The 19,618-nt window shown below is 72.4% G+C and carries 18 protein-coding genes; 9 read left to right on the forward strand and 9 right to left on the reverse strand.

What is annotated here, in order from left to right:
• The first annotated feature begins 229 nt into the window (after window positions 1-229).
• Both OG625_RS06660 and OG625_RS06665 read left to right on the forward strand, forming a co-directional pair.
• A complete protein-coding gene (locus OG625_RS06660; RefSeq protein ID WP_329377264.1) occupies window positions 230-1,492 on the forward strand; it encodes an NADH:flavin oxidoreductase/NADH oxidase family protein in 1,263 nt (420 codons plus the stop codon).
• Window positions 1,493-1,647: 155 nt separating this feature from the next.
• Window positions 1,648-3,063 carry an FAD-dependent oxidoreductase gene (locus OG625_RS06665; RefSeq protein WP_329377266.1) on the forward strand — a complete coding sequence of 472 codons (1,416 nt, stop codon included), beginning with the start codon at window positions 1,648-1,650 and terminating at the stop codon, window positions 3,061-3,063.
• Between the two features lie 182 nt (window positions 3,064-3,245).
• On the opposite strand, the gene ligD is transcribed toward OG625_RS06665, so the two are convergent.
• Window positions 3,246-4,265 carry a non-homologous end-joining DNA ligase gene (gene ligD / locus OG625_RS06670; RefSeq protein ID WP_329377269.1) on the reverse strand — a complete coding sequence of 340 codons (1,020 nt, stop codon included), beginning with the start codon at window positions 4,263-4,265 and terminating at the stop codon, window positions 3,246-3,248.
• 75 nt (window positions 4,266-4,340) lie between these two features.
• Here ligD and OG625_RS06675 point away from each other — a divergent pair, with 75 nt between their 5' ends.
• Complete coding sequence (locus OG625_RS06675; RefSeq protein ID WP_329377271.1) at window positions 4,341-5,426, forward strand: ATP-dependent DNA ligase; 1,086 nt, start codon at window positions 4,341-4,343, stop codon at window positions 5,424-5,426.
• A gap of 8 nt (window positions 5,427-5,434) precedes the next feature.
• Here OG625_RS06675 and OG625_RS06680 read toward each other — a convergent pair whose 3' ends face one another.
• Together OG625_RS06680 and OG625_RS06685 are read right to left on the reverse strand one after the other, a co-directional pair.
• A complete protein-coding gene (locus OG625_RS06680; RefSeq protein WP_329377273.1) occupies window positions 5,435-6,853 on the reverse strand; it encodes an NAD(P)/FAD-dependent oxidoreductase in 1,419 nt (472 codons plus the stop codon).
• A 94-nt stretch (window positions 6,854-6,947) separates the two neighbouring features.
• Window positions 6,948-7,931: an NAD(P)/FAD-dependent oxidoreductase gene (locus OG625_RS06685; RefSeq protein ID WP_329377275.1), complete on the reverse strand. Its 984-nt coding sequence runs from the start codon at window positions 7,929-7,931 to the stop codon at window positions 6,948-6,950.
• A gap of 66 nt (window positions 7,932-7,997) precedes the next feature.
• Here OG625_RS06685 and OG625_RS06690 point away from each other — a divergent pair, with 66 nt between their 5' ends.
• Complete coding sequence (locus tag OG625_RS06690; protein ID WP_329377277.1) at window positions 7,998-8,633, forward strand: helix-turn-helix domain-containing protein; 636 nt, start codon at window positions 7,998-8,000, stop codon at window positions 8,631-8,633.
• Complete coding sequence (locus OG625_RS06695) at window positions 8,630-9,154, forward strand: nucleotide triphosphate diphosphatase NUDT15 (RefSeq protein ID WP_329377279.1); 525 nt, start codon at window positions 8,630-8,632, stop codon at window positions 9,152-9,154. The genes OG625_RS06690 and OG625_RS06695 overlap by 4 nt, the downstream gene beginning before the upstream one ends.
• A 47-nt stretch (window positions 9,155-9,201) precedes the next feature.
• Here OG625_RS06695 and OG625_RS06700 read toward each other — a convergent pair whose 3' ends face one another.
• The 3 genes from OG625_RS06700 to OG625_RS06710 all read right to left on the reverse strand — a co-directional run bounded on the left by OG625_RS06700 (window position 9,202) and on the right by OG625_RS06710 (window position 13,793).
• Window positions 9,202-11,262, reverse strand: coding sequence for an MDR family MFS transporter (locus tag OG625_RS06700; protein ID WP_443067677.1), 2,061 nt, complete (start codon window positions 11,260-11,262; stop codon window positions 9,202-9,204).
• A 72-nt stretch (window positions 11,263-11,334) separates the two neighbouring features.
• Window positions 11,335-12,690 (reverse strand): 6-phospho-beta-glucosidase, encoded by a 1,356-nt coding sequence (locus tag OG625_RS06705; RefSeq protein WP_329390481.1) that lies wholly within the window; start codon window positions 12,688-12,690, stop codon window positions 11,335-11,337.
• Window positions 12,691-12,806: 116 nt separating this feature from the next.
• Entirely contained in the window at window positions 12,807-13,793 is a 987-nt protein-coding gene (locus tag OG625_RS06710; protein ID WP_329377281.1) for a helix-turn-helix domain-containing protein, read from the reverse strand.
• A 219-nt stretch (window positions 13,794-14,012) separates the two neighbouring features.
• Between OG625_RS06710 and OG625_RS06715 the strand changes: the two genes are divergently transcribed.
• From OG625_RS06715 to OG625_RS06725, 3 genes are all read left to right on the forward strand, one after another.
• Window positions 14,013-14,681 carry a helix-turn-helix domain-containing protein gene (locus OG625_RS06715; RefSeq protein ID WP_329377283.1) on the forward strand — a complete coding sequence of 223 codons (669 nt, stop codon included), beginning with the start codon at window positions 14,013-14,015 and terminating at the stop codon, window positions 14,679-14,681.
• Between the two features lie 64 nt (window positions 14,682-14,745).
• Window positions 14,746-15,303, forward strand: coding sequence for a toxin-antitoxin system, toxin component (locus tag OG625_RS06720; protein ID WP_329377285.1), 558 nt, complete (start codon window positions 14,746-14,748; stop codon window positions 15,301-15,303).
• The gene (locus OG625_RS06725; RefSeq protein WP_329377287.1) at window positions 15,300-16,484 is read left to right on the forward strand and encodes an MAB_1171c family putative transporter; all 1,185 of its coding nucleotides are present in this window, start codon (window positions 15,300-15,302) and stop codon (window positions 16,482-16,484) included. Before OG625_RS06720 ends, OG625_RS06725 begins: the two co-directional genes overlap by 4 nt.
• Before the next feature lie 12 nt (window positions 16,485-16,496).
• Here the strand turns inward: OG625_RS06725 and OG625_RS06730 are convergent, their stop codons facing one another.
• Window positions 16,497-17,276 carry a bestrophin-like domain gene (locus tag OG625_RS06730; RefSeq protein ID WP_329377290.1) on the reverse strand — a complete coding sequence of 260 codons (780 nt, stop codon included), beginning with the start codon at window positions 17,274-17,276 and terminating at the stop codon, window positions 16,497-16,499.
• A gap of 57 nt (window positions 17,277-17,333) precedes the next feature.
• A complete protein-coding gene (locus OG625_RS06735; RefSeq protein WP_329377291.1) occupies window positions 17,334-17,900 on the reverse strand; it encodes a hypothetical protein in 567 nt (188 codons plus the stop codon).
• A gap of 372 nt (window positions 17,901-18,272) precedes the next feature.
• On the opposite strand from OG625_RS06735, the gene OG625_RS06740 reads away from it, so the two are divergent.
• Window positions 18,273-19,187 carry an alpha/beta hydrolase gene (locus OG625_RS06740; protein WP_329377293.1) on the forward strand — a complete coding sequence of 305 codons (915 nt, stop codon included), beginning with the start codon at window positions 18,273-18,275 and terminating at the stop codon, window positions 19,185-19,187.
• Here OG625_RS06740 and OG625_RS06745 read toward each other — a convergent pair.
• Window positions 19,139-19,558, reverse strand: coding sequence for a DoxX family protein (locus OG625_RS06745; RefSeq protein WP_329377295.1), 420 nt, complete (start codon window positions 19,556-19,558; stop codon window positions 19,139-19,141). The genes OG625_RS06740 and OG625_RS06745 overlap by 49 nt on opposite strands.
• Window positions 19,559-19,618 lie beyond the last annotated feature (60 nt).

Consider the following 19,618-nt stretch of genomic DNA (forward strand, 5'->3'; position numbering starts at 1 on the left):
CCACGTCGGGAGCCTGTGGGACGTCAACGGTCTGGCATCCGGCTCAAGCCGTTCGCCCCGGGCCTCTCCACACGCCTTTCGCGCGCATGGGCGGCAGCAGGTCGGGTTCTGAGACTGCGAGCCCGCTGACCCGGAAACCTGGCCGGAACCGGGCACGGAGCGAGAATGGCACCCGCGCCCGGGAGCCACGACCGGACTTCGCGTGACGACATTCAGAGGGGAATCTTCCATGCACCTGTCCACACCTCTCGTACTGCGGAACGGCAGCCGCATTGCGAACCGGATCGCGAAGGCCGCCATGGAGGAAAGCCTTGCCCGGCAGCCCGGACAGTTGCCCGGGCCGGAGATCGAGGAGCTCTACCGCAGTTGGGCACGCGGCGGGAGCGGACTGATCATCACGGGAAACGTGATGGTGGACCGGCGGGCCCTCACTTCTCCGGGAACGATCGTGCTGGACGCCGAAACCGACCTGGCCCCGTTCCGTCGCTGGGCTGTGGCGGCCGGCTCGGAAGGCGGCCAGGTCTGGATGCAGATCAACCACCCAGGTCGGCAGGTCCGGTCGGACCTTCCCGGTGTCGCATGGGCGCCGTCCGACATCGGCGTCAGCCTCGGAAAGCACACCAGCGCATTCGCCCGCCCGACGGCCATGAATGAAGGGGACATTCAGGCCACGATCGACCGGTTCGCCACAACGGCACGTCTCGCGGAGGAGAGCGGGTTCCACGGCGTCCAGATCCACGCGGCCCACGGCTACCTCCTCAGCCAGTTCCTCTCGCCCCTGGTGAACCGCCGCACCGACCGATGGGGCGGCAGCCTTGAGAACAGAGCCAGGCTGCTTCTGGAAGTGGTGCGCGCCGTCCGCACTGCGGTTTCCCCGGCCTTCGCCGTGAGCATCAAGATCAACACCGCTGATTTCCAGCGAGGCGGCTTCGACATCGACGAGGTGGAGCAGGTACTCGCCTTCCTCAAAGACCTCGACGTGGACCTGGTGGAACTCTCCGGCGGAAGCATGGAGAGCGCCGCGACCATGGGCCGCACGGCCGACGACAGGAAGCTCGACCGGGAAGCGTACTTCCTCGCCATCGCCGAGCGGCTCGTCGCATCCGCGCCCATGCCGCTCATGCTGACGGGAGGCATCGGTCGGCGCGCGTCCGCCGAGCGTGTCCTGGCGGGCGGGTTCGCGATGGTCGGTCTGGCCACCGCCCTCGCACTCCGCCCCGACCTGCCCACACGCTGGCAGCAGGGAGAGGACATCGAGGTTGCAGCGCCTCGCCTGAACTGGCGAGACACGGACATCGCCAGCGCAGGCGTCCTGGCCCTCGTCCGGGCCCACCTGAGCCGCATTTCCCGCGGCCGCCCGCCTCGTGCGCGGGCCTCCGCGCGCCTCGCCCTCACCCTTGACACCCTGCGGAACCGAGGAATGATCCGCGCGTACGGGCAGTGGCTCGCCCAGAACCCGGCCCCGGAGGCAACCACACCGTTCAGAGGCTGACAGATCGGGGCCGGCGGGCGCCGGCCTGGTTCAGGCCGGCCAGGCGCCGTGCTCGTCAGGGCCCGCACATGCCGCCCGATCTCACGAGCTCCACATCCACGCTCCACATCGACTTCCGCCGTACCGACCGACGTCGGGGCAGAGAGCAGACCTGCATGGCCACCACCTCCCAACCTCGTCCCCGGGTTCTCATCCTCGGAGGCGGGCTGAGCGGCACCCTGGCAGCAGCCGCCCTCGCTCCGCACAGCGACAGCATCGACATCGTCGAGCGACACCCCCTGCCGGATGCCGCAAAGCCCCGCCGCGGCCTTCCCCAGGCCCGCCACGCCCACATGCTCTGGTCGGGCGGGGCCGACGCGATCGAATCGCTGCTCCCGGGAACCATGGACATGTGGCTACGCGCCGGCGCGCACCGGGTGCCCATTCCCAACGGCATGATCTCGCTCTCTCCCGGCGGCTGGTACCGGCGGTGCTGGCCCGAGGCTCAGTACCTCATCAGCGCCAGCCGCGACCTCGTCGACTGGGCCGTCCGCACCCAGGCCCTGGCGATTCCGGGGGTTCGCCTGCTGTCCGAGGCCGAGCCGGTTCGCCTCCTCGGCACCCGCACCCGAGTCACCGGTGCGGCCATCCGGCATCGGGACGGCACCGTGGAAGCTCGCGAAGCCGACCTGGTCATCGATGCCACGGGCCGCTCCTCGCATGCCCCGGGCTGGCTGACCGAGCTGGGCATGCCGGCCGTTGCCGAGACCGTGGTCGACGCGGGAGTCACCTACGCGAGCCGCCGCTACAAGGCGCCGGTCGATACCACCGGCTGGCCCGTCATCAACGTCCAAGCCGATGCCCGACTGGCTGTGGCCGGCACGGCCGGCACCATCCTCCCCATCGAGGGCGGTGAGTGGATGGTCAGCCTCTCCGGCACCCGCGGCGGCGAACCCACCAGCGACGGAACCCAGTTCACGGCGTTCGCCCGCCAGATGCGAAGCCCTCTCATAGCCGATTACCTGGCCCGTGCCGAGCCCCTCGGCCCAGTGACGGTCGCCCGGAACACGGCCAATCGGCGTCGCCACTATGAGAAGGCCCGTGTCGACGGCTTCATCGCGCTCGGGGACTCCGCCACCGCTCTCAACCCGCTCTACGGGCACGGCATGTCCGCAGCAGCCCAGGGCGCCCGGGCCCTGCGCGACCTGGCGGCGAACAGCGACATCACGTCGAAGGGATTCGCGCGGCGCGCACAGCGTGCGATCGCTCGCCCCGCGGCCGCCGCCTGGCTTCTCGCCGTCGGCCAGGACGCCGCCTTCCTTCACGAGGCCGGGAAGAAGCCCAAGCTCGCCGACCGCCTCGCCGCCAGGTATGTCAATCGCCTCATCACGACGGCCTGCTCGGACTTCACCGCTGTCGAAGCCCTCACCGACGTCATGACCCTCCAGGCGAGCGGGGTGGTCCTCGCCCACCCCCGGATCCTCCTCGCCGCGATCCGCGGCCCCCGGCTCGCGCCGCTCAGCGGACCCGCCCTCACCTCGGCCGAGGAAGCGGTACTCCTCGGCCGGCCCGTCCCAACGCCCACCCCATGACCGCCGTCCGGATCTCGCGCCGTTCGGTTGACAGACCCGTCAGCGGCCCTGCGGGCGGGGGCCGAGGTCATGGGTGGCAGGAACCGGCGCCCGCGGGGCCGGCATCCGACGCGAGACGGACGAACGCACTACGACCATCCTGCGCAGCGGGCAGCATCGGTGACGTGTCCGACGCCGGGGCTTCAGGGCTCGTGTTTGGCGCGGCTCGGCTGGACGCGCTTCGGTTCGCCCGGCATTTTCGGGTAGTCCGGCGGGTACGGCATGTCGCCCAGGCCGTGTTCGTGTTCGTCGCGGTCCGCGAGTTCCAGTACGGCCTCCAGGCTGAAGGCGTGGTCGTCCATGTCCGCGTGCAGGTCGCCCAGTTCGGCGAAGCGGGCCGGCATCGTCACGATGTCGAAGTCGCGCGGTTCCGCGTCGTCCACCTCGTCCCAGCGCAGCGGGGCCGAGACCGGGGCGTGCGGGCGGGGGCGGACGGAGTAGGCGGAGGCGATCGTGCGGTCGCGGGCCGTCTGGTTGTAGTCGACGAAGATCCGCTCGCCGCGCTCCTCCTTCCACCAGGCCGTCGTGACCTTGCCCGGCATGCGGCGCTCCAGCTCCCGGCCGAGGGCGATCGCGCACCGGCGGACCTCGGTGAAGGTCCAGCGCGGGGCGATCGGGACGAAGACGTGCAGGCCGCGGCCGCCCGAGGTCTTGGGCCAGCCGCGCAGGCCCAGTTCCTCCAGCAGGGCGCGCAGTTCATGGGCGGCCGCCACCGCGTGGTGGTAGTCGGTGCCCGGCTGCGGGTCCAGGTCGATGCGCAGTTCGTCGGGGCGGTCCGTGTCCTCGCGCCGTACGGGCCAGGGGTGGAAGGTGAGGCAGCCCAGGTTGGCGGCCCACAGGACGGCCGCCGGCTCGGTGGGGCAGATCTCGTCCGCCGTGCGCCCGCTGGGGAAGGCGATGTGGGCGGTCGGGATCCAGTCGGGGAGGTTCTTCGGGGCGCGCTTCTGGAAGAAGGACTCGCCCTCCACCCCGTCCGGATAGCGCTCCAGGGTCGTGGGCCGGTTCCGCAGGGCGCGCGTGATGCCCTCCGCGACCGACAGGTAGTACTGGGCCACGTCCCTCTTGGTGAGGCCGCGCTCGGGGAAGTACACCTTGTCCGGGCTGGAGAGGCGGACCGCACGCCCGCCCGCGTCCAGCTCGATCGCATTACCGGCAGCACCCATGGGGGCCACGTTAGGCGGGCCCGGGCGGCCGCGCATACCGGGCGGGTCCGGACGTACCACCGCAGAATCATGAGCATGGATCTGCCGGTGATGCCCCCCGTGAAACCGATGCTCGCCAAGTCCGTGGCCAAGATCCCGCCCGGCATGCAGTACGAGGCCAAGTGGGACGGTTTCCGGGCGATCGTGCATCGGGACGGCGACGAGATCGAGATCGGCAGCCGCACGGGGAAGTCCCTGACCAGGTATTTCCCGGAGCTGGTGGCGGCGCTGCGGATCAATCTGCCCGACCGCTGCGTCATGGACGGCGAGATCGTCATCGTCAATGGCGGGCGGCTCGACTTCGACCGGCTGACCGAGCGGATCCATCCCGCCGCCTCCCGCGTGAAACTGCTCGCCGAGACGACCCCCGCCAGTTTCGTCGCCTTCGACCTGCTCGCCCTCGGCGACGAGGCGCTCCTCGACACCCCGCTCACCGAGCGCCGTACCGCCCTTGCCCAGTCCCTCTCCACCGCTCGGCCCCCCGTTCACCTCGCGCCCGCGACCACCGACCCCGCGCTCGCGCGGGAGTGGTTCGAGCGGTTCGAAGGCGCCGGGCTCGACGGGGTGATCGCCAAGCCGCTCGATCTCCCCTACCGGCCCGATGCCCGCCTCATGTTCAAGATCAAGCACGAACGTACCGCCGACGTCGTCGTCGCGGGTTTCCGTTTCCACAAGAGCGGTCCGATTGTCGGATCGCTCCTGCTGGGGTTGTACGACGACACCGGCGTCCTCCAGCACGTGGGCGTGTGCGCCGCCTTCCCCATGAAGCGGCGCGCCGAGCTGGTGGAGGAGCTCGACCCGCTGCGGATGGAAGACCCCACCGGGCATCCCTGGGCGGCCTGGGCCGAGGAGTCCGCGCACGAGAGCGCCCGGCTGCCCGGCGCGCAGAGCCGCTGGACCGGCAAGAAGGACCTGTCCTGGGTGCCGCTGCGCCCGGAGCGGGTCGTCGAGGTCGCCTACGACCACATGGAGGGCGACCGCTTCCGGCACACCGCCCAGTTCCGCCGGTGGCGGCCCGACCGGGTGCCGGAGAGCTGTACGTACGCCCAGTTGGAGGAGGTCGTCGGCTACGACCTGGCGGAGGTGCTCGGCCCGCGGCCGGACGCCGCGGGGGCACCCTGAGGCCCGCCTCAGCCCGTCGTCAGCTTCTCCCACTCCCCCCGGTCCGGGCCCGCGAGCCTCGGCGCGTAGTCCGGACGCGCTTCCAGCCAGCGCGCGACCCGGGCCCGGATCTCCGGGCCGGCGTACGCGCGCTCCGGCGGCTCGGCCAGGTGTCGGACCCGCGCCCTCGCCCGCATCACCTCCGGGTCCTCCAGCGCGCAGTCGAACAGCGCCGCCACCTCGCGCGGCGTCCCCGAGCGCACGGCCCGGGTCGCGAACCGCTCCCCGATCGCCGAGTCGGCGACCACCTGGAAGTCGAACCAGGGCTTCAGCGTGCGCACCGCCCAGTCGTGGTACTCGGCGGCGAACCGCTCCGATCCGGGGTCCTGGTGCGCCGTACGGGCCACCCTGAGCGCCGCCCACAGCGCGAGCGAAGTGCCCTGCCCGAGGGTCGGGTTGGTGTGCGTGATCGCGTCCCCGATCGGGACCAGCCCGCTCACCACGGGGCCCCGCTCGTCGGCCTGCGGGCTCCACCGGTTGTCCAGGCTCGCGGTGGCGAGTACGTCCGACAGCGGTCGCGCGCCCAGTGCCAGCCAGGCCTCGCCGGGCGGGAAGGCCCGGGCGGCCCCCTCGAAGATCGCGGGGTCGCGCAGCGCCGAGCGCGTGGTGTCGGTGGTGTGCACGAACAGCGTCACGGCGAACACCCGGTTGTCGGCGGGGAAGACCGCGCACCCGGCGAAGGCCCCGCCGGTCACCGCCCACGGGCGGCGCGGCCCTTCGTCCATGCCCTCGGGCAATCGGTACCAGCGGCAGAAGTAGGCGAGTCCGGTGCGGTGCCGTTCCACGACGGCCGGCCGGCAGCCCGCCGCGGTCAGCCAGCGCTCGGCGCCGCCCCGGCGCCCGCCCGCGTCCACCACGAGGTCCCCCTCGTAACTCCCCTCGTCGGTCGTCACCCCCGTCACCCTGATCCCTGGGGTACCGGGCGTCCCGGGGGCCGCGGTGGGCATGGGGGCCGCGGTCAGCCCGGTGACCGGTTCCCCGTACCGCGAGACGACCCCCGGTTCGGCGCGCAGGGCCGTGGCCAGCGCGCTCTCCAGCAGGATGCGCCGGGCCTGGATCATGACGAGGTCCTCGTCGCCGGGGCGCGCGGGAGGACGTACGTCGAACCAGTCCAGCTCGTGCCGTTCGCGGGCGCCGAGCCGGAGCATCTCCTCGTAGACATCGGGCAGTTCGTGCCGCAGGACAGCGCGCGCGGCGCCGAGCAGTGCGTGCGGCTGGCCCGCCTGCGGTACGGACGGACGGCGCCAGCCGAAGAAGTCGCGGTCGAGGGCGGTGCCCGGGGCGCGGGTGTCGCGCTCGAACAGTTCGGCGGTGTGCCCGTGCCGTGCCGCGAGCAGGGCGGTGGCCAGGCCTCCGATGCCTCCGCCGATGACCAGCACGTGTGCCATTGCGCCCCCCTGAGCCGATGAACGGTACGACGATCAGACCGCCCAGAGCCTGCGCGCGCGGAACCTGGCCGAAACCCGCACGGCCGTCCGAAGATCAGGAGCCCGCGCGGTACGCCTCCACCGCCCGCCGGATCTGCTCCTCGATCAGGTCCGCGTTGATGGCGACGGCCGCCTGGACCCCCTGCGCCGCGGCGCCCGCGACCTGCGCCATCGGGGCCGTCACGTTCCCCGCGACCCAGACCCCGGGCAGCGCGGTGGCCCCGGTCGCCGCGTCGGACGCGACGCAGGTGCCGATCACGTGGCCGTCCCGCTCCAGCCCCGCCGTCGGCAGGCCGAGGCTGGTCAGCACTCCGGAGCGGGCAGCGAACCGGGGGGCCACCACCAGCGCCCGGCATTCCAGCGCTCCTCCGCCCGCCAGGGTCACCCCGCTCAGCCGGTCGTCACCGTCGACCACGAGGCCCGTCACCTCCCCCTCGGCCACCGCGATCCCGAGGGCGGCGAGCAGCTCGCGGTCCTCCGCCGTGAGCTTCCAGGTGTGCGCGAGCAGCGTGGTCCACTCGCACCAGTGCCGCCACAGCTTCGCCTGGTGCACGGAGACCGGGCCGCCCGCCAGCACCGCGACCGGCGTGTCCCGCACCTCCCAGCCGTGGCAGTACGGGCAGTGCAGCACGTCCCGCCCCCAGCGCGCCGCGAGGCCGGGTACGGCGGGCAGCTCGTCCACCAGCCCGGTGGCGACCAGCAGCCGCCGCGCGCGGACCGTCGAGCCGTCCCCGCAGCGCACCAGGAACCTCCCGTCGGGGAGCCGGTCCGCGGCGACGGCCGTGCCCTGCCGGATCCGCCCGCCGTATCCGGTCACCTCCGCCCGGCCCGCGGACAGCAGCTCGGCCGGGTCGCGCCCGTCGTGGCCGAGATAGCCGTGCATGTGCGCGGCGGGGGCGTTGCGCGGGCTGCCGGAGTCGATGACCAGGACCGACCGGCGGGCCCGGACCAGGGTCAGCGCCCCGGCGAGCCCTGCGGCCCCGCCGCCCACGACCACCACGTCGAACAAGCTGTCCATCGTTTCCTTTGCGTCGTCCATGCCGGTGAGCGTCCGCCCGGATATCCACATTTGACAAATGTCCTTGCCGAAGTGGCAAATGGAGCCATGGCCACCGAGGACCGTGACAGCGAAGCGCGTGACGAGGAACTCGCGGGCGTGCTGACCGCCGTGGGCCCACGGCTGCGCGCCCTGCGCCGACAGCGCGGCACCACCCTCGCCGAGCTCAGCGAGACCACCGGAATCTCCCTCTCCACCCTCTCCCGCCTGGAGTCGGGGCAGCGCCGGCCGACGCTGGAGCTGCTGCTTCCGCTCGCCCGGGCGCACCGGGTGGCGCTCGACGAGCTGGTCGGCGCCCCGGAAACCGGAGATCCGCGGATCCGGCCGCGCCCCTTCGTCCGGCACGGCAGGACGTACGTGCCTCTGACGCGGGATTTCGGCGGGTTGCACGCGTACAAGACGGTCCTGCCGCCTGCCGAAGACTCGGCGACCGTGCCCGAGCTGAAGGTCCACGAGGGCTACGAGTGGCTGTACGTGCTGTCCGGGAAGGTGCGGCTGCTGCTGGGCGAGCACGACCTGGTCCTCGGTCCGGGCGAGGCCGCCGAGTTCGACACCCGCACCCCGCACGCCATCTTGAACGCCGGACCGCGCCCCGCCGAGTTCCTCAACCTCTTCGGCCCGCAGGGCGAGCGGATCCACGTCCGGGCCCGGCCCACCACCACCTCACCGGAAGGACGCCGATGAACACCACCGACAGCACCGACAGCACCGACAGCACCGAGCGCCCCGAGCGTGCCGTGCCCCAGCCCAACGCCGTCGTCGGCGTCGGGCTCGTCGTCGTGGCCCCGGACGGCCGGGTGCTGCTCGGCCAGGCGCACGACGGCCGCTGGGAGCTGCCCGGCGGGAAGGTCGATCCCGGGGAGGGCTTCGAGCAGGCGGCCGCCCGGGAGCTGGCCGAGGAGACGGACCTGCGGGCGGCCCCCGAGGGGATCCGCGTGCTCGCCGTCCAGATCAGCGCGAAGTCCGGTGTGACGCGGCTGACGGCGGCCGCCGTCACCACCACGGCGCGGGGCGTTCCCGCCGTCACCGAGCCGCACAAGATCGCCCGATGGGAGTGGTTCGCCCCGGAGGCGATCCCCGCCACCCTCTACGCACCGTCGGCAGCCGTGCTGCGCACGTGGCGCCCGGACCTCACGGCCCTCCCGCACGTGCCCTCGTACGACTATCCGACCGTCGCTGTGCAAGAAACCCACGAGACCCACTAGTGCTGTGGCCCGCTAGCCGAGACCCGCCGGCCGAGTCCCCGGCGCCACTAGACCCGCGCGCCCACCCTCGGCGCGAAGTGCCCCTCGTTCAGGTCCTCCGCCAGCAGCCGCTTCGCGATCGCGTCCGCCGCCACCCTCAGTTCCTCGCTCCGCGGCCGTCCCCGGTCCTGCTCCAACTGGTCCTTCAGCCACTCCGCCCACGCGGCCGAGATGACCCCGGCTTCCCGTTCCCCCGCCGGGGTGTGCGAGAAGAATCCGTTCTGCCGCGTCAGGTAGCCCTCGTCGACCATCCGCTCGAAGACCGGCAGCAGCACCTCCGGCGGCAGGGAGCGCCGCCCGGCCATCAGGCCCAGGCTGGCGTAGCCGACGGTCCGGGTCATCAGGTCCACCTGCATCACCGCCCACGCACCCGCAATGTCCAGCCGGGTGTCGGAGGAGTCGACGATCGCCCGCGCCTCCTCCGGCCCCATGTTCCGCACGAGCTTGCCGACCGCCAGCTCCAGCAGCTTGGCCGAGTCCCCGGAGGCCGTGACCGGCGAGCCGAAGCCGTCGCCCATGTCCGTGGAGCCGGCCCGGGCGGTGTCCCGCAGCCGGACCTGCTTGAGGAAGAGGGCCACCACGAAGCCGACCACCGCCACCGGCACCGTCCACAGGAACACGGTGTGCAGGGCCTCCGCGTACGCGTCGATGACCGGGCCGGCGGCCGCCGGATCGAGCCCGTGCACTCCCTGCGGGCTCTGCGCCGCCGCGCCCAGTTGCGCCGGGTCCTGACCGGTGGCCCGCGCCGCCTCCGCCACGCCCGCCTCGAGTTCGGGCGCCAGGCTGTTGGCGTAGATCGTGCCGAAGACGGCGGTGCCGAAGGCGCTGCCCAGCGTACGGAAGAAGGTGACGCCGGACGTGGCCGTGCCGAGGTCGGCGTAGTCGACGGTGTTCTGCACGGCGATCGTGAGGACCTGCATGCACAGGCCGATGCCGACACCGAGCACGAACATGTACAGCGATTCCAGCCAGGCGTTGGTCCCCGGTCCCATCGTGGACAGCAGGTACAGCCCGACCCCCATCACCGCGCAGCCCACGATCGGGAAGATCCGGTACCGCCCCGTCTTGCTGGTGACGTTGCCGCTGAAGACGGAGGCGATCAGCAGGCCGATGACCAGCGGCAGCGTGCGTACGCCCGAGACCGTGGCCGAATCCCCGTCCACGTACTGAAGGTACGTCGGCAGGAACGTCATCGCGCCCAACATCGCGAAGCCCACCACGAAGCTGAGCACCGAGCAGACCGAGAAGACGGGGTTGCGGAACAGCCGCATCGGCAGCATCGGCTCCGCCGCCCGGGCCTCCACCAGGCAGAACAGCACCAGGGCCACGACGCCGCCGACGAAGAGGCCGATGATCGTCGCCGAGCTCCACGCGAGCTCGTTCCCGCCCAGGCTCGTGGCCAGGATCAGCGCACTGGCTCCGGCCGTGACGAAGGCGATGCCCAGGTAGTCGATTACCGCCCCGCCCGCCGCACGGACCACGGGGATCGTCCGCGCGGCCGCGACCACCACCAGGATGGCGATGGGGACGTTGACGTAGAAGCACCAGCGCCAGGTGAGGTTGTCGGTGAACAGCCCGCCCAGCAGCGGTCCGATGACGGTCGCCACCCCGAAGACGGCGCCGATCGCGCCCTGGTACTTGCCCCGTTCGCGCAGCGGCACCACGTCGGCGATCAGCGCCATGGACGTGACCATCAGGCCGCCGGCCCCGATGCCCTGCACGCCCCGCCACACGATGAGGAGGGTCATGTTGCTCGCGAGGCCGCACAGGAACGATCCGGTGATGAAGATGATCGCCGAGATCTGGAAGATCAGTTTCCGGCCGAACATGTCACCGAACTTGCCCACCAGCACGGTCGCCACGGTCTCGGCGAGCAGGTACGAGGTCACCACCCACGACATGTGGTCCCCGCCGCCCAGATCCGCCACGATCGTGGGCAGAGCCGTGCCCACGATCGTCTGGTCGAGTGCGGCCAGCAGCACACCCAGCATGATCGTGCCGAAGATGACGTTGCGCCGCCGCCGGTCGAGCACGGGGGGCGCTGCGGCTACGGCGGGGGCTGTGGTCACATCTCGCACTCTCACAGCGCCCCTGCCGCCCCGCACCCGGCGCAGGACCGAACGGGTGGCACCCGGCCGGAATCAGCGCAGGTAGGCCAGGCCCGGGTGGGTCGCCGCGTACCCGTCCAGCAGCCGCCGGGCCACCCCCACCGAGTCCACCAGCGGATGCAGCGCGAAGGCCTTCACCGCGGCCGACCGGGAACCGCTCGCCGCGGCCGCCAGGACCTCCCGCTCGACCGCCTTGACGGCCGTCACCAGCCCCACCGCGTGCAGCGGCAGCTGCTCGACGCCCACCGGATGGGCTCCGTTGGCGTCGACCAGGCAGGGGACCTCGATCACCGCCTCGGCGTCGAGGACGGCCAGCGTGGAGCGGTTGGGGACGTTCAGGATCAGCGTGGCCCGCTCGTCGCGCGCGATGGCCCGCATCAGCGCGAGCGCGACCTTTTCGTAGCCGCCGGACTCCAGGTCGCTCTCGTCGCGCTCGCCCACGCCGGCCGCCTCGCGGTTTTCGGCCATGTACGTGGCCTCGCGCTCGGCCCGGGTCCGGTCCCAGGCGGCGAGGGCCGCGCCGGCGGGCTGCCCGGCCCGGCCGGCCTCGGCGTAGAAGCCCCGCTGCTGGTCGCGCAGGAAGGCCCCGCGCGTCTGCTTGGCCTCCTGGTACGTCCGTACGGTGTCACGGTTGAAGTAGTAGTAGTGGAGGTACTCGTTCGGGATCGCGCCGAGCGAGCGCAGCCACTCGGCACCGAAGAGCCGCCCCTCCTCGAAGGACTCCAGGGCCGCGGTGTCGGCCAGCAGCCGGGGCAGTTCGTCGCGGCCGCCGATGCGCAGCCCGCGCACCCACCCCAGGTGGTTGAGGCCGACGTAGTCGATCCACGCCTCCCCGGGCCGGGCCCCGAGCAGCCGGGCGATGCGCCGGCCGAGGCCCACGGGGGAATCGCAGATGCCGATCACCCGCGCGCCGAGCTCCTCGGCCATCGCCTCGGTGACCAGCCCGGCCGGATTGGTGAAGTTGATGACCCACGCCTCGGGGGCGGTACGGGCGATCCTGCGCGCGATCTCCCGGGCCACCGGCACGGTCCGCAGGCCGTACGCGATCCCGCCCGCGCCCACCGTCTCCTGGCCCAGCACTCCCTCGGCCAGGGCGATCCGCTCGTCGGCGGCACGGCCCTCCAGGCCTCCCACCCTGATGGCGGAGAAGACGAAGTCGGCCCCGCGCAGGGCCTCGTCGAGGTCCCCGGTGGCCGTGACGGCGGGTGCGTCCGGCACCCCGGCGGCCGCGGCCTGGTCCGCGAGCACCCGGGCCATGGCGGTGAGCCGCGCCGGGTCCTCGTCGTACAGCGTCACATGGGACACCCGGCCCTCGGCATGGTCGCCGAGCAGTGCTCCGTAGACGAGCGGCACGCGGAAGCCGCCCCCACCGAGGATCGTCAGCCGCACGCCCTTACCGCCCTTCGCCGTCACCGCACCCCGTGCCACGATCGGTGACACGGGATGGGATCCGTGGCACGCGACCTTCCGGCACCAGTCTCCCCCGTCCGGTCACCTGCGCCCGGTCACTCCCCCAGCGGCGGCACGGCGCGCAGTCTGGCGCCCTGCGGGTACGCGATCCCGCTGCCCCGGACGGGGCCCAGCGGTGCGCCCTGCGGCGCCGAGAGGACCAGGGTGACCCGGGTCAGTCCCATCTCGTCCAGCATTCGGCTGGATTCGGCCACCATCCGGCAGCGTACGACCCCCCACCGCGGGTCGGGGTGGCGCACGGTGCGCACCGCCCCGTCTTGCTCGGCGGCTTCGGCCCCGCGCTTGCTCAGCCAGTGCGGCACCCCGTACCGGTAGGCCGCCTCCATGAACGGGTCGCGGGCCACCTCCTGGCGGATGCTGCGCAGCCCTTCGTCCTCCGGCGCCTCGGCCAGCGCGGTCGCGAACTGCGCGAGCAGCGGTACGCACCAGGCCGGCTCGTGGTCCTCCAGCACGCCCGCCGCGTCCGGGTGGAACAGCACGAAGCGCAGGAAGTTGTCGTCCGGCAGGGCCGTCGGATGTGGCCGTACGGACTGGAAGAGCTGGTCGAAGGCCGAATTGGTGAGCGCGACGTCCCAGCGGTGGTCGACCAGGAAGGTCGGGTAGGGCATGGACTCCATGAGGGCCGCGTAGTCGCACAGGTAGTCGCGCTGAGCGGGGTCCTCCGGCAGTCGGTTCTCCTCCGCCGCCCGCCACGTGGGCGGCGGGTCGCGGTCGACCATGACGCGGAACAGCCAGAAGCACTGCCGCTCGCTCATCTCCAGGGCCTCGGCCAGGGCGATCAGTTTGCGGTCCGTCCACTCCTTGACCAGGCCGCGCTCCCAGTTCCCGTACGCACGCACACTGATGCGCAGCCGGGCGGCGAGGTCTTCCTGGCTCAGGCCCAGTTCCTCACGGCGCTGGCGCAAAATCTCCTTGCGTCGCTCCGACCGTACGGCGCCGCGTGCGGACTCATCGGCCGCCAGGCGCTCTTCACCGGCTCGGGCGAGGCCATCGGACGGGCCCACCGCTGCGAGATGTGGCACCGAGAGCTCCCCCTCCCTCACGGTATGGATCTTCATTTCCGTGTGGCGATCCTGCTACCGACTTCATTCGAGTGTCAACTATTGTGGCAATTCCAGCCTCTTGACAGCTCATTCCCGCCACAGCTGTGGCACGTTCTAGCCCTTCCGGGCCGGAACGGCTAGATTCCAGAAGCTGGCCACGTGCCCGTACCGACTTCGCGCGATCTAGGAGAACCACTGGTGACAGACGGCTTCCCGGCTCCCGTCGCGGTGGCCCACGTACCCCTGGCAGCCACAGTGGTGCGCGTCGCCGAACTCGCGGCCAAGATGGGGCACGATCGGAACCAGGTCTTCGACCTGCGGCGCCTCTCCGAGGCCTCCGGCGTGCCCACCGACGTGGTCAGGACCCTGCTCGACGGCAGGCCGGCCGGCGAACCCGATCTGCAGGCCCGTTTCCTCCAGCGTCTCGATCTGCTGCGGCGCACCCGGGTCAAGCCCAACGGCCGGCGCTACACCCAGCAGGAGATCGCCGACGGCGCCGGCATGTCCCGGCAGCAGGCGGGCGCGCTGATCAACGGCGACCGCCGCCCCACCATGGAGCACTGCGACGCCATCCAGCGCTTCTTCGGGGTGCACGCCGGGTTCCTCACCGCCCACGACGCGGACGCCCTCACCGACGCCCTCCAGCGGACCGAGCAGCAGCTGCTCCAGGACTTCGCCGGCCGCGCGCGGGAAACCGTACCGGCCGCGGCCGCATCGACGGGCGATCCGCTGGCAAGACTCCTCCAGAACCACGGCGTACGGGGCATCGCCTGGCGCGCCGCCCAACTGCCGAGCGACAAGCACCGGGACAAGGTCACCGAATGGCTGGACATGCTCCTTGAGAGCGTCAAACCGAATGAATCCTGACCCAGTCGAAAGTCTGGGTCTGATCCTTGAATCCTGATCCGGATCCACGCCGACGGGGAGAACGGTGAGCATAGGCAGAGAGCAGCGGCGGTTGTGCGGGGAGCTGGTGGCCGGCATCCGGCTGACCGCACCCGTGGAACCCGTGGACCTCTACGCCGCCCTGTGCGAGGGCATGAGCAGACACCGCGGCCGACCGGTGGAGTTCCGGATGGCCTCGTTCCCGCCGGGGACGGCCAGCGGCCTGTGGCTCGACATGGCGGACCGCGACCTCGTGGTCGTCGAGGAACGCACCGCGCCCGACCACCAGTTGGTGATCCTCGGGCACGAGCTGTGGCACATGAAGGCCGGTCACTGCAGCCACCACGTCGACGGCGCCGCCGTGGCCGCCCGACTGCTGTCCGACGAGGCCGACATCGGCGAGACGGTCCGCCGTGTCGCCGCGCGCACCCGCGCCGACGTGCAGGAGGAGACCGAGGCCGAGACCTTCGGCCTGCTGCTGGGCAGCCGCTGCCGGACCTGGCTGGCCGGATCGGCGAGCCACCGCGCTCCGGCGCAGCGCGACCACCTGGCGGGCCGGATCGAGGCCTCGCTCGGCTACCGGGGGCACAGGAACGACCGTTGAACGGCAAGGACTACTACATACCGGCGGTCGCGATGGCGATCGCGCTCGCCGTCAAGCTGCCGGCCCTGCGCCACAACTGGCGCGATCCGCTGCTGCGTTCGGTAGTGGCCCTGCTGACCCTGGCGGCTGCGGTGTTCGCCTTCGCCGCCCCGCCCACCATCGGTGCGGTCAACCGCTGGACCGGGGTTCCCAACATCTCGGCACCGTTGGTGTACTGCCTGCTCACCGCGTTCAGCGCCTCCTGCCTGGTGCTCGTCGTCAACTGGCGGGGCGGCCCTCCCGAGCAGACCCGCCGCGTCTCGCAGCGCTGGATCCTCGGCTACGGCCTCGTGATCGTGGTCCTGATCGTGCTCTTCGCCCTGGGCGAGGCTCCGGAAGAGCGGCTGCGCGACCTGGACACCCACTACGCGAACACCCCGTACATCCGCGAGATGATCGCGCTCTACCTGGTGGCGCACAACGTGGCCGCGCTGGTGATGGTGGCCATGTGCTGGCGCTGGTCGCTCCAGGTGCGCGGCTGGCTCCGGGCCGGACTGATGATCATCGTCGCGGGCTACATGTTCAACCTCAGCTACGACGCCACCAAGATGACGGCCGTCGTCGCCCGCTGGACCGGCCACGACCTCGACTTCCTCAGTACGCTCGTCGCCCCGCCCCTGGCCTCCATGGGTGCCCTGGTCAGCGCGATCGGCTTCGTCCTCCCCCTGGTCTGCCAGAAGCTGTCGGACACCTGGGACATCTGGAGGAGGTACCGCAGGCTCGGCTGGCTCTGGCAGGAGGTGCAGATCTCCGCGCCCAGCGGTACCCCCACCGTGCACATGGCCTGGTGGTCCGCCGCCGAACTGCGCGTGATCCAGCGCGAGTCGGACATCCACGACGGGTTCCTGCACCTGGGCCCGTACTTCGACCGCCACTTGCGGGACGACGCCTACGAGCGGGCCCTCGTCGAGGGGGCCGGCGAGGAGACCGCCCGCGCGGTGGCCGACGCCGCCATGGTCGCGGCCGCCGTACAGGCCCGTACCGCGGACCCCGAGGGCCGGGTCATCGACGCCGGGGACGACCACGGCGACACCGTCGAGGGGCCGCGCGACCTGCTGCGGATCTCCCACGCCCTGCGGCATTCACCGGTGGTGCAGGCGGTCCGGCAGCGCGCGGCCCTCTCCGGGAGCGGACTGTCCTGAAGCCGGGTCCCCTCAGCGGGCGGCCGCCGCCGTCACCGTGTCCGGGAACAGGTCCTGGAACGGCGCGGCCGAGTCGATCCCGGCCCGCCCGAACGGCGCGTCGAAGCTCCACACCATGAACAGCAGGAACACGATCAGCGCACTGAACAGCCCGGCCAGCAGCAGCTCCCGCCCCGAGCGCCTGATCTGCAGGGTGAAGATCAGCCCGACGGTGACCACTCCGCCCACCAGCAGCCCCAACCACACCACCGCCGGCAGCGTGGACTCCGAGCTCTGGGTCCGGGAGTGCCGGGCGTCGTCGGCGGCCGCGATGTGGTCCAGCAGCGGCTGGTAGGCCTGCGCCTGGAGTTCGGTGGTCGGGCTCTGGTGGGTGACGTCGCTGCGCAGCTTGCCCAGCAGCCGGCCCCCCTCCGCGGAGGCCGCGTCGCCGGAGGTCAGCCGCGGCCAGTCCACGGAGACCGTGTGGGAGACGTACGCGTCCACCTCGCCCCGGATCCGGTCGCGGACGGCGGCCGGGTAGACATCGGCACGCTGGGTGACCTCGTACAGGGCCTGCGCCTCGCGGCGGACGCTGTCCTCGGCGGCGCCGCGCGCCTCCCAGACTCCGGCGATGGCCAGGCCCAGCACGATCGCGTAGACCACGCCCACCATCATCGTCATGTACTCGATGACGTCGGGGGTTTCGCTGGTGTCCTCGTCGTCCGCGGCCCGGCGGTGCCGGATCGCGGTGATGGTGAGGACGAGGGCGCAGACGAGCGCCATGGCGATGGCCAGGACCAGCCATTCGGACACGTGGGTTCTCCCGGTGTGGGTGGGGTGGATGGTGGTGCGCGCGGGCCGCGGCGGCGGTCAGCCGCGGCTCTTGGAGCGCGGACGCAGGGCGGCCGCGGCGAGTACGGCCGGGGTCGTGACGACCGCCATGAGCATCACGGTGGACAGTCCGCCAGGGTCGCGCCGCTGCAGGGCCGCGGACCGGTACGGGCGCACGTGGAAGGCACTCACGGGCGCGGCCGCGGCCCTGGGCCGGGGCGCGGCGGTGGCGTCCGCCGGGGCGGCGTCGGCCTCCGGTCCGGCCGGCGCCGGTGCGGGTGGCGGCGGCTTCGCGTCACCGGCCCCCGCCTTCGCCGCGGGCGCGGCCGGCTCCGGCCGCTCGGGGTCCCGCGGGCGCGGCGAACCGGCCGGGGCGGGGCCCGTGCCCGGGTGGTGGACGGTCGGCCGGTCGGCGCCGGGCACGGCCGCCCGCACCGAGGGCGACCCGGAAGGCCGGGCCGCGGGCCGCCCGGGCCCGCCCCCCGGCACGCACACGTCGACCCGGGCTCCGCGCCCGTCGCCGTCGCCCGCGACCGCCACGTGGCCGTGCAGGGGGCAGAGCACCGCCACCAGACCGGCCCCGGCGAAGTACTGCCAAGCGGTCACCGCGCGTCCTCCCGAATTCCGCAGCAGATGTAGGGGTTACGTCTGAAGAAACGATCACGGCGGGGGTTCGATACGCGGCAGACAGGCCAAGATCCCGTTCCGGGGGGTGACTTCGGGGCGTGTCGGGCCCGCTTCGGGCCGCGGGGCGGTCCGTACGGCTCAGCCTGGGTTCCCGGTCCGGCGCGTCACACGGTGAATACGAAAATCCGAGCACAGGATGATGTCCGTGGACACGGACGTCATCATCGTCGGCGCTGGGCCGACCGGCAGGGCCTGCCTTTCGGATCGGGCCGGATCAGCCCGGCCCGTCCCGATCCGGAAGGCCGGTCCCGGGCCGGGCGCGCCCGCCTCCCTCGACACTGCGCCGGCGGCATGACCACCTCACCCGCGGGCACCTCCCGGGGGGTGCGCCGGATCAGCCTGAACGCCTCCGGGATCCCGCTGTCCGCGCTGCTCTGCGTGCCCCGGGGCGGCGCTCCGCGGGCAACCGTCGTCGCGGTGCACGGGGCCGGCATGAACGCCGGCTACTTCGACGGCCAGGCCCTGCCCGACCTGTCCCTGCTCACCCTGGGAGCCCGGCTCGGGTTCACCGTCCTGTCCGTGGACCGGCCCGGCTACGGGCAGTCCGCTGGCCCGCTCCCCGAGGGGCAGGCGCTCGCCGAGCAGGCGGCCACGCTCGCCGCCGCCCTGCGCGACTACCGCGCCCGGTTCCCCACGGGGGCCGGGCTCTTCCTGCTGGCCCACTCGTTCGGCGGGAAGGTCGCGCTGCTCACCGCCGCCGACCACGCCGCACCCGACCTGCTCGGCGTCGAGGTCTCCGGCTGCGGCCACCGGTACGCGCCGGACGCCCTCTCGCGTGAAGGTGCCGCCCGGGGCGGCAGACGGAGCTGGGGGCCGCTGGGCCTCTACCCGCCGAGCACCTTCACCACCGGCGGCTCGATCGTCGCCCCCGTCCCGTCCCGGGAGCAGGCGGACATCCTCCGCTGGCCGAAGCTGTTCCGGGGTGTCGCGGCCCGCGTCCGCGTACCCGTACGCTTCACCTTCGCCGAGCACGAGACCTGGTGGCGGCACGACGCGGAGGCCCTCACCGAGCTCCGGTCCCGGCTGACCGCCGCGCCACGGCTGTGCGTGGACCGCCAGCCCGGGGCGGGCCACAACATCAGCCTGGGATACGCGGCCCGCTCCTATCACCTGCGCTGCCTCGGCTTCTTCGAGGACTGCCTGCTGACCGGCCCGGCTCAGCCGATCGTCAGCGCGGGGCCGGTGACCGTCAGCCCGAGGTCGTGACAGGCGTAGGCGAAGAACGCGAACATCACCAGTGACGCGCCGCCCAGCGCCGTGTCCTTGAAGAAGTGCACCTGCTCCGCCATCCGGGCCTGCGGGTCGCTCTCCTTCCAGAAGGCGTGCATCATCGGGGCCGTCGCGAAGCAGAACGCGGCCAGCGCGAGGGCCCCGATGTCGGCCCAGAGGCCCACGCCGATGCTGACGGTGCCCACGAGCAGGACCAGTCCGCTGACGATCGTGGCGGGGACGGCCAGGGGCACTCCGCGCGAGGCGGCGTAGGCCGCCATCTGCGAGGTCTTGGTCAGGTGGCCCAAGGCCGAAACGGCGAACAGGGCAACGAACAGCAGGCGGCCGATCAGTACGACGACATCCATGGTGGACCTCCCATACCTCCCCCCGTCCATTATCCTTTCGCTCACTCGTTCGACTCGGTA

It is taken from the genome of Streptomyces sp. NBC_01351 (assembly GCF_036237315.1).
Taxonomy (GTDB): Bacteria; Actinomycetota; Actinomycetes; order Streptomycetales; family Streptomycetaceae; genus Streptomyces.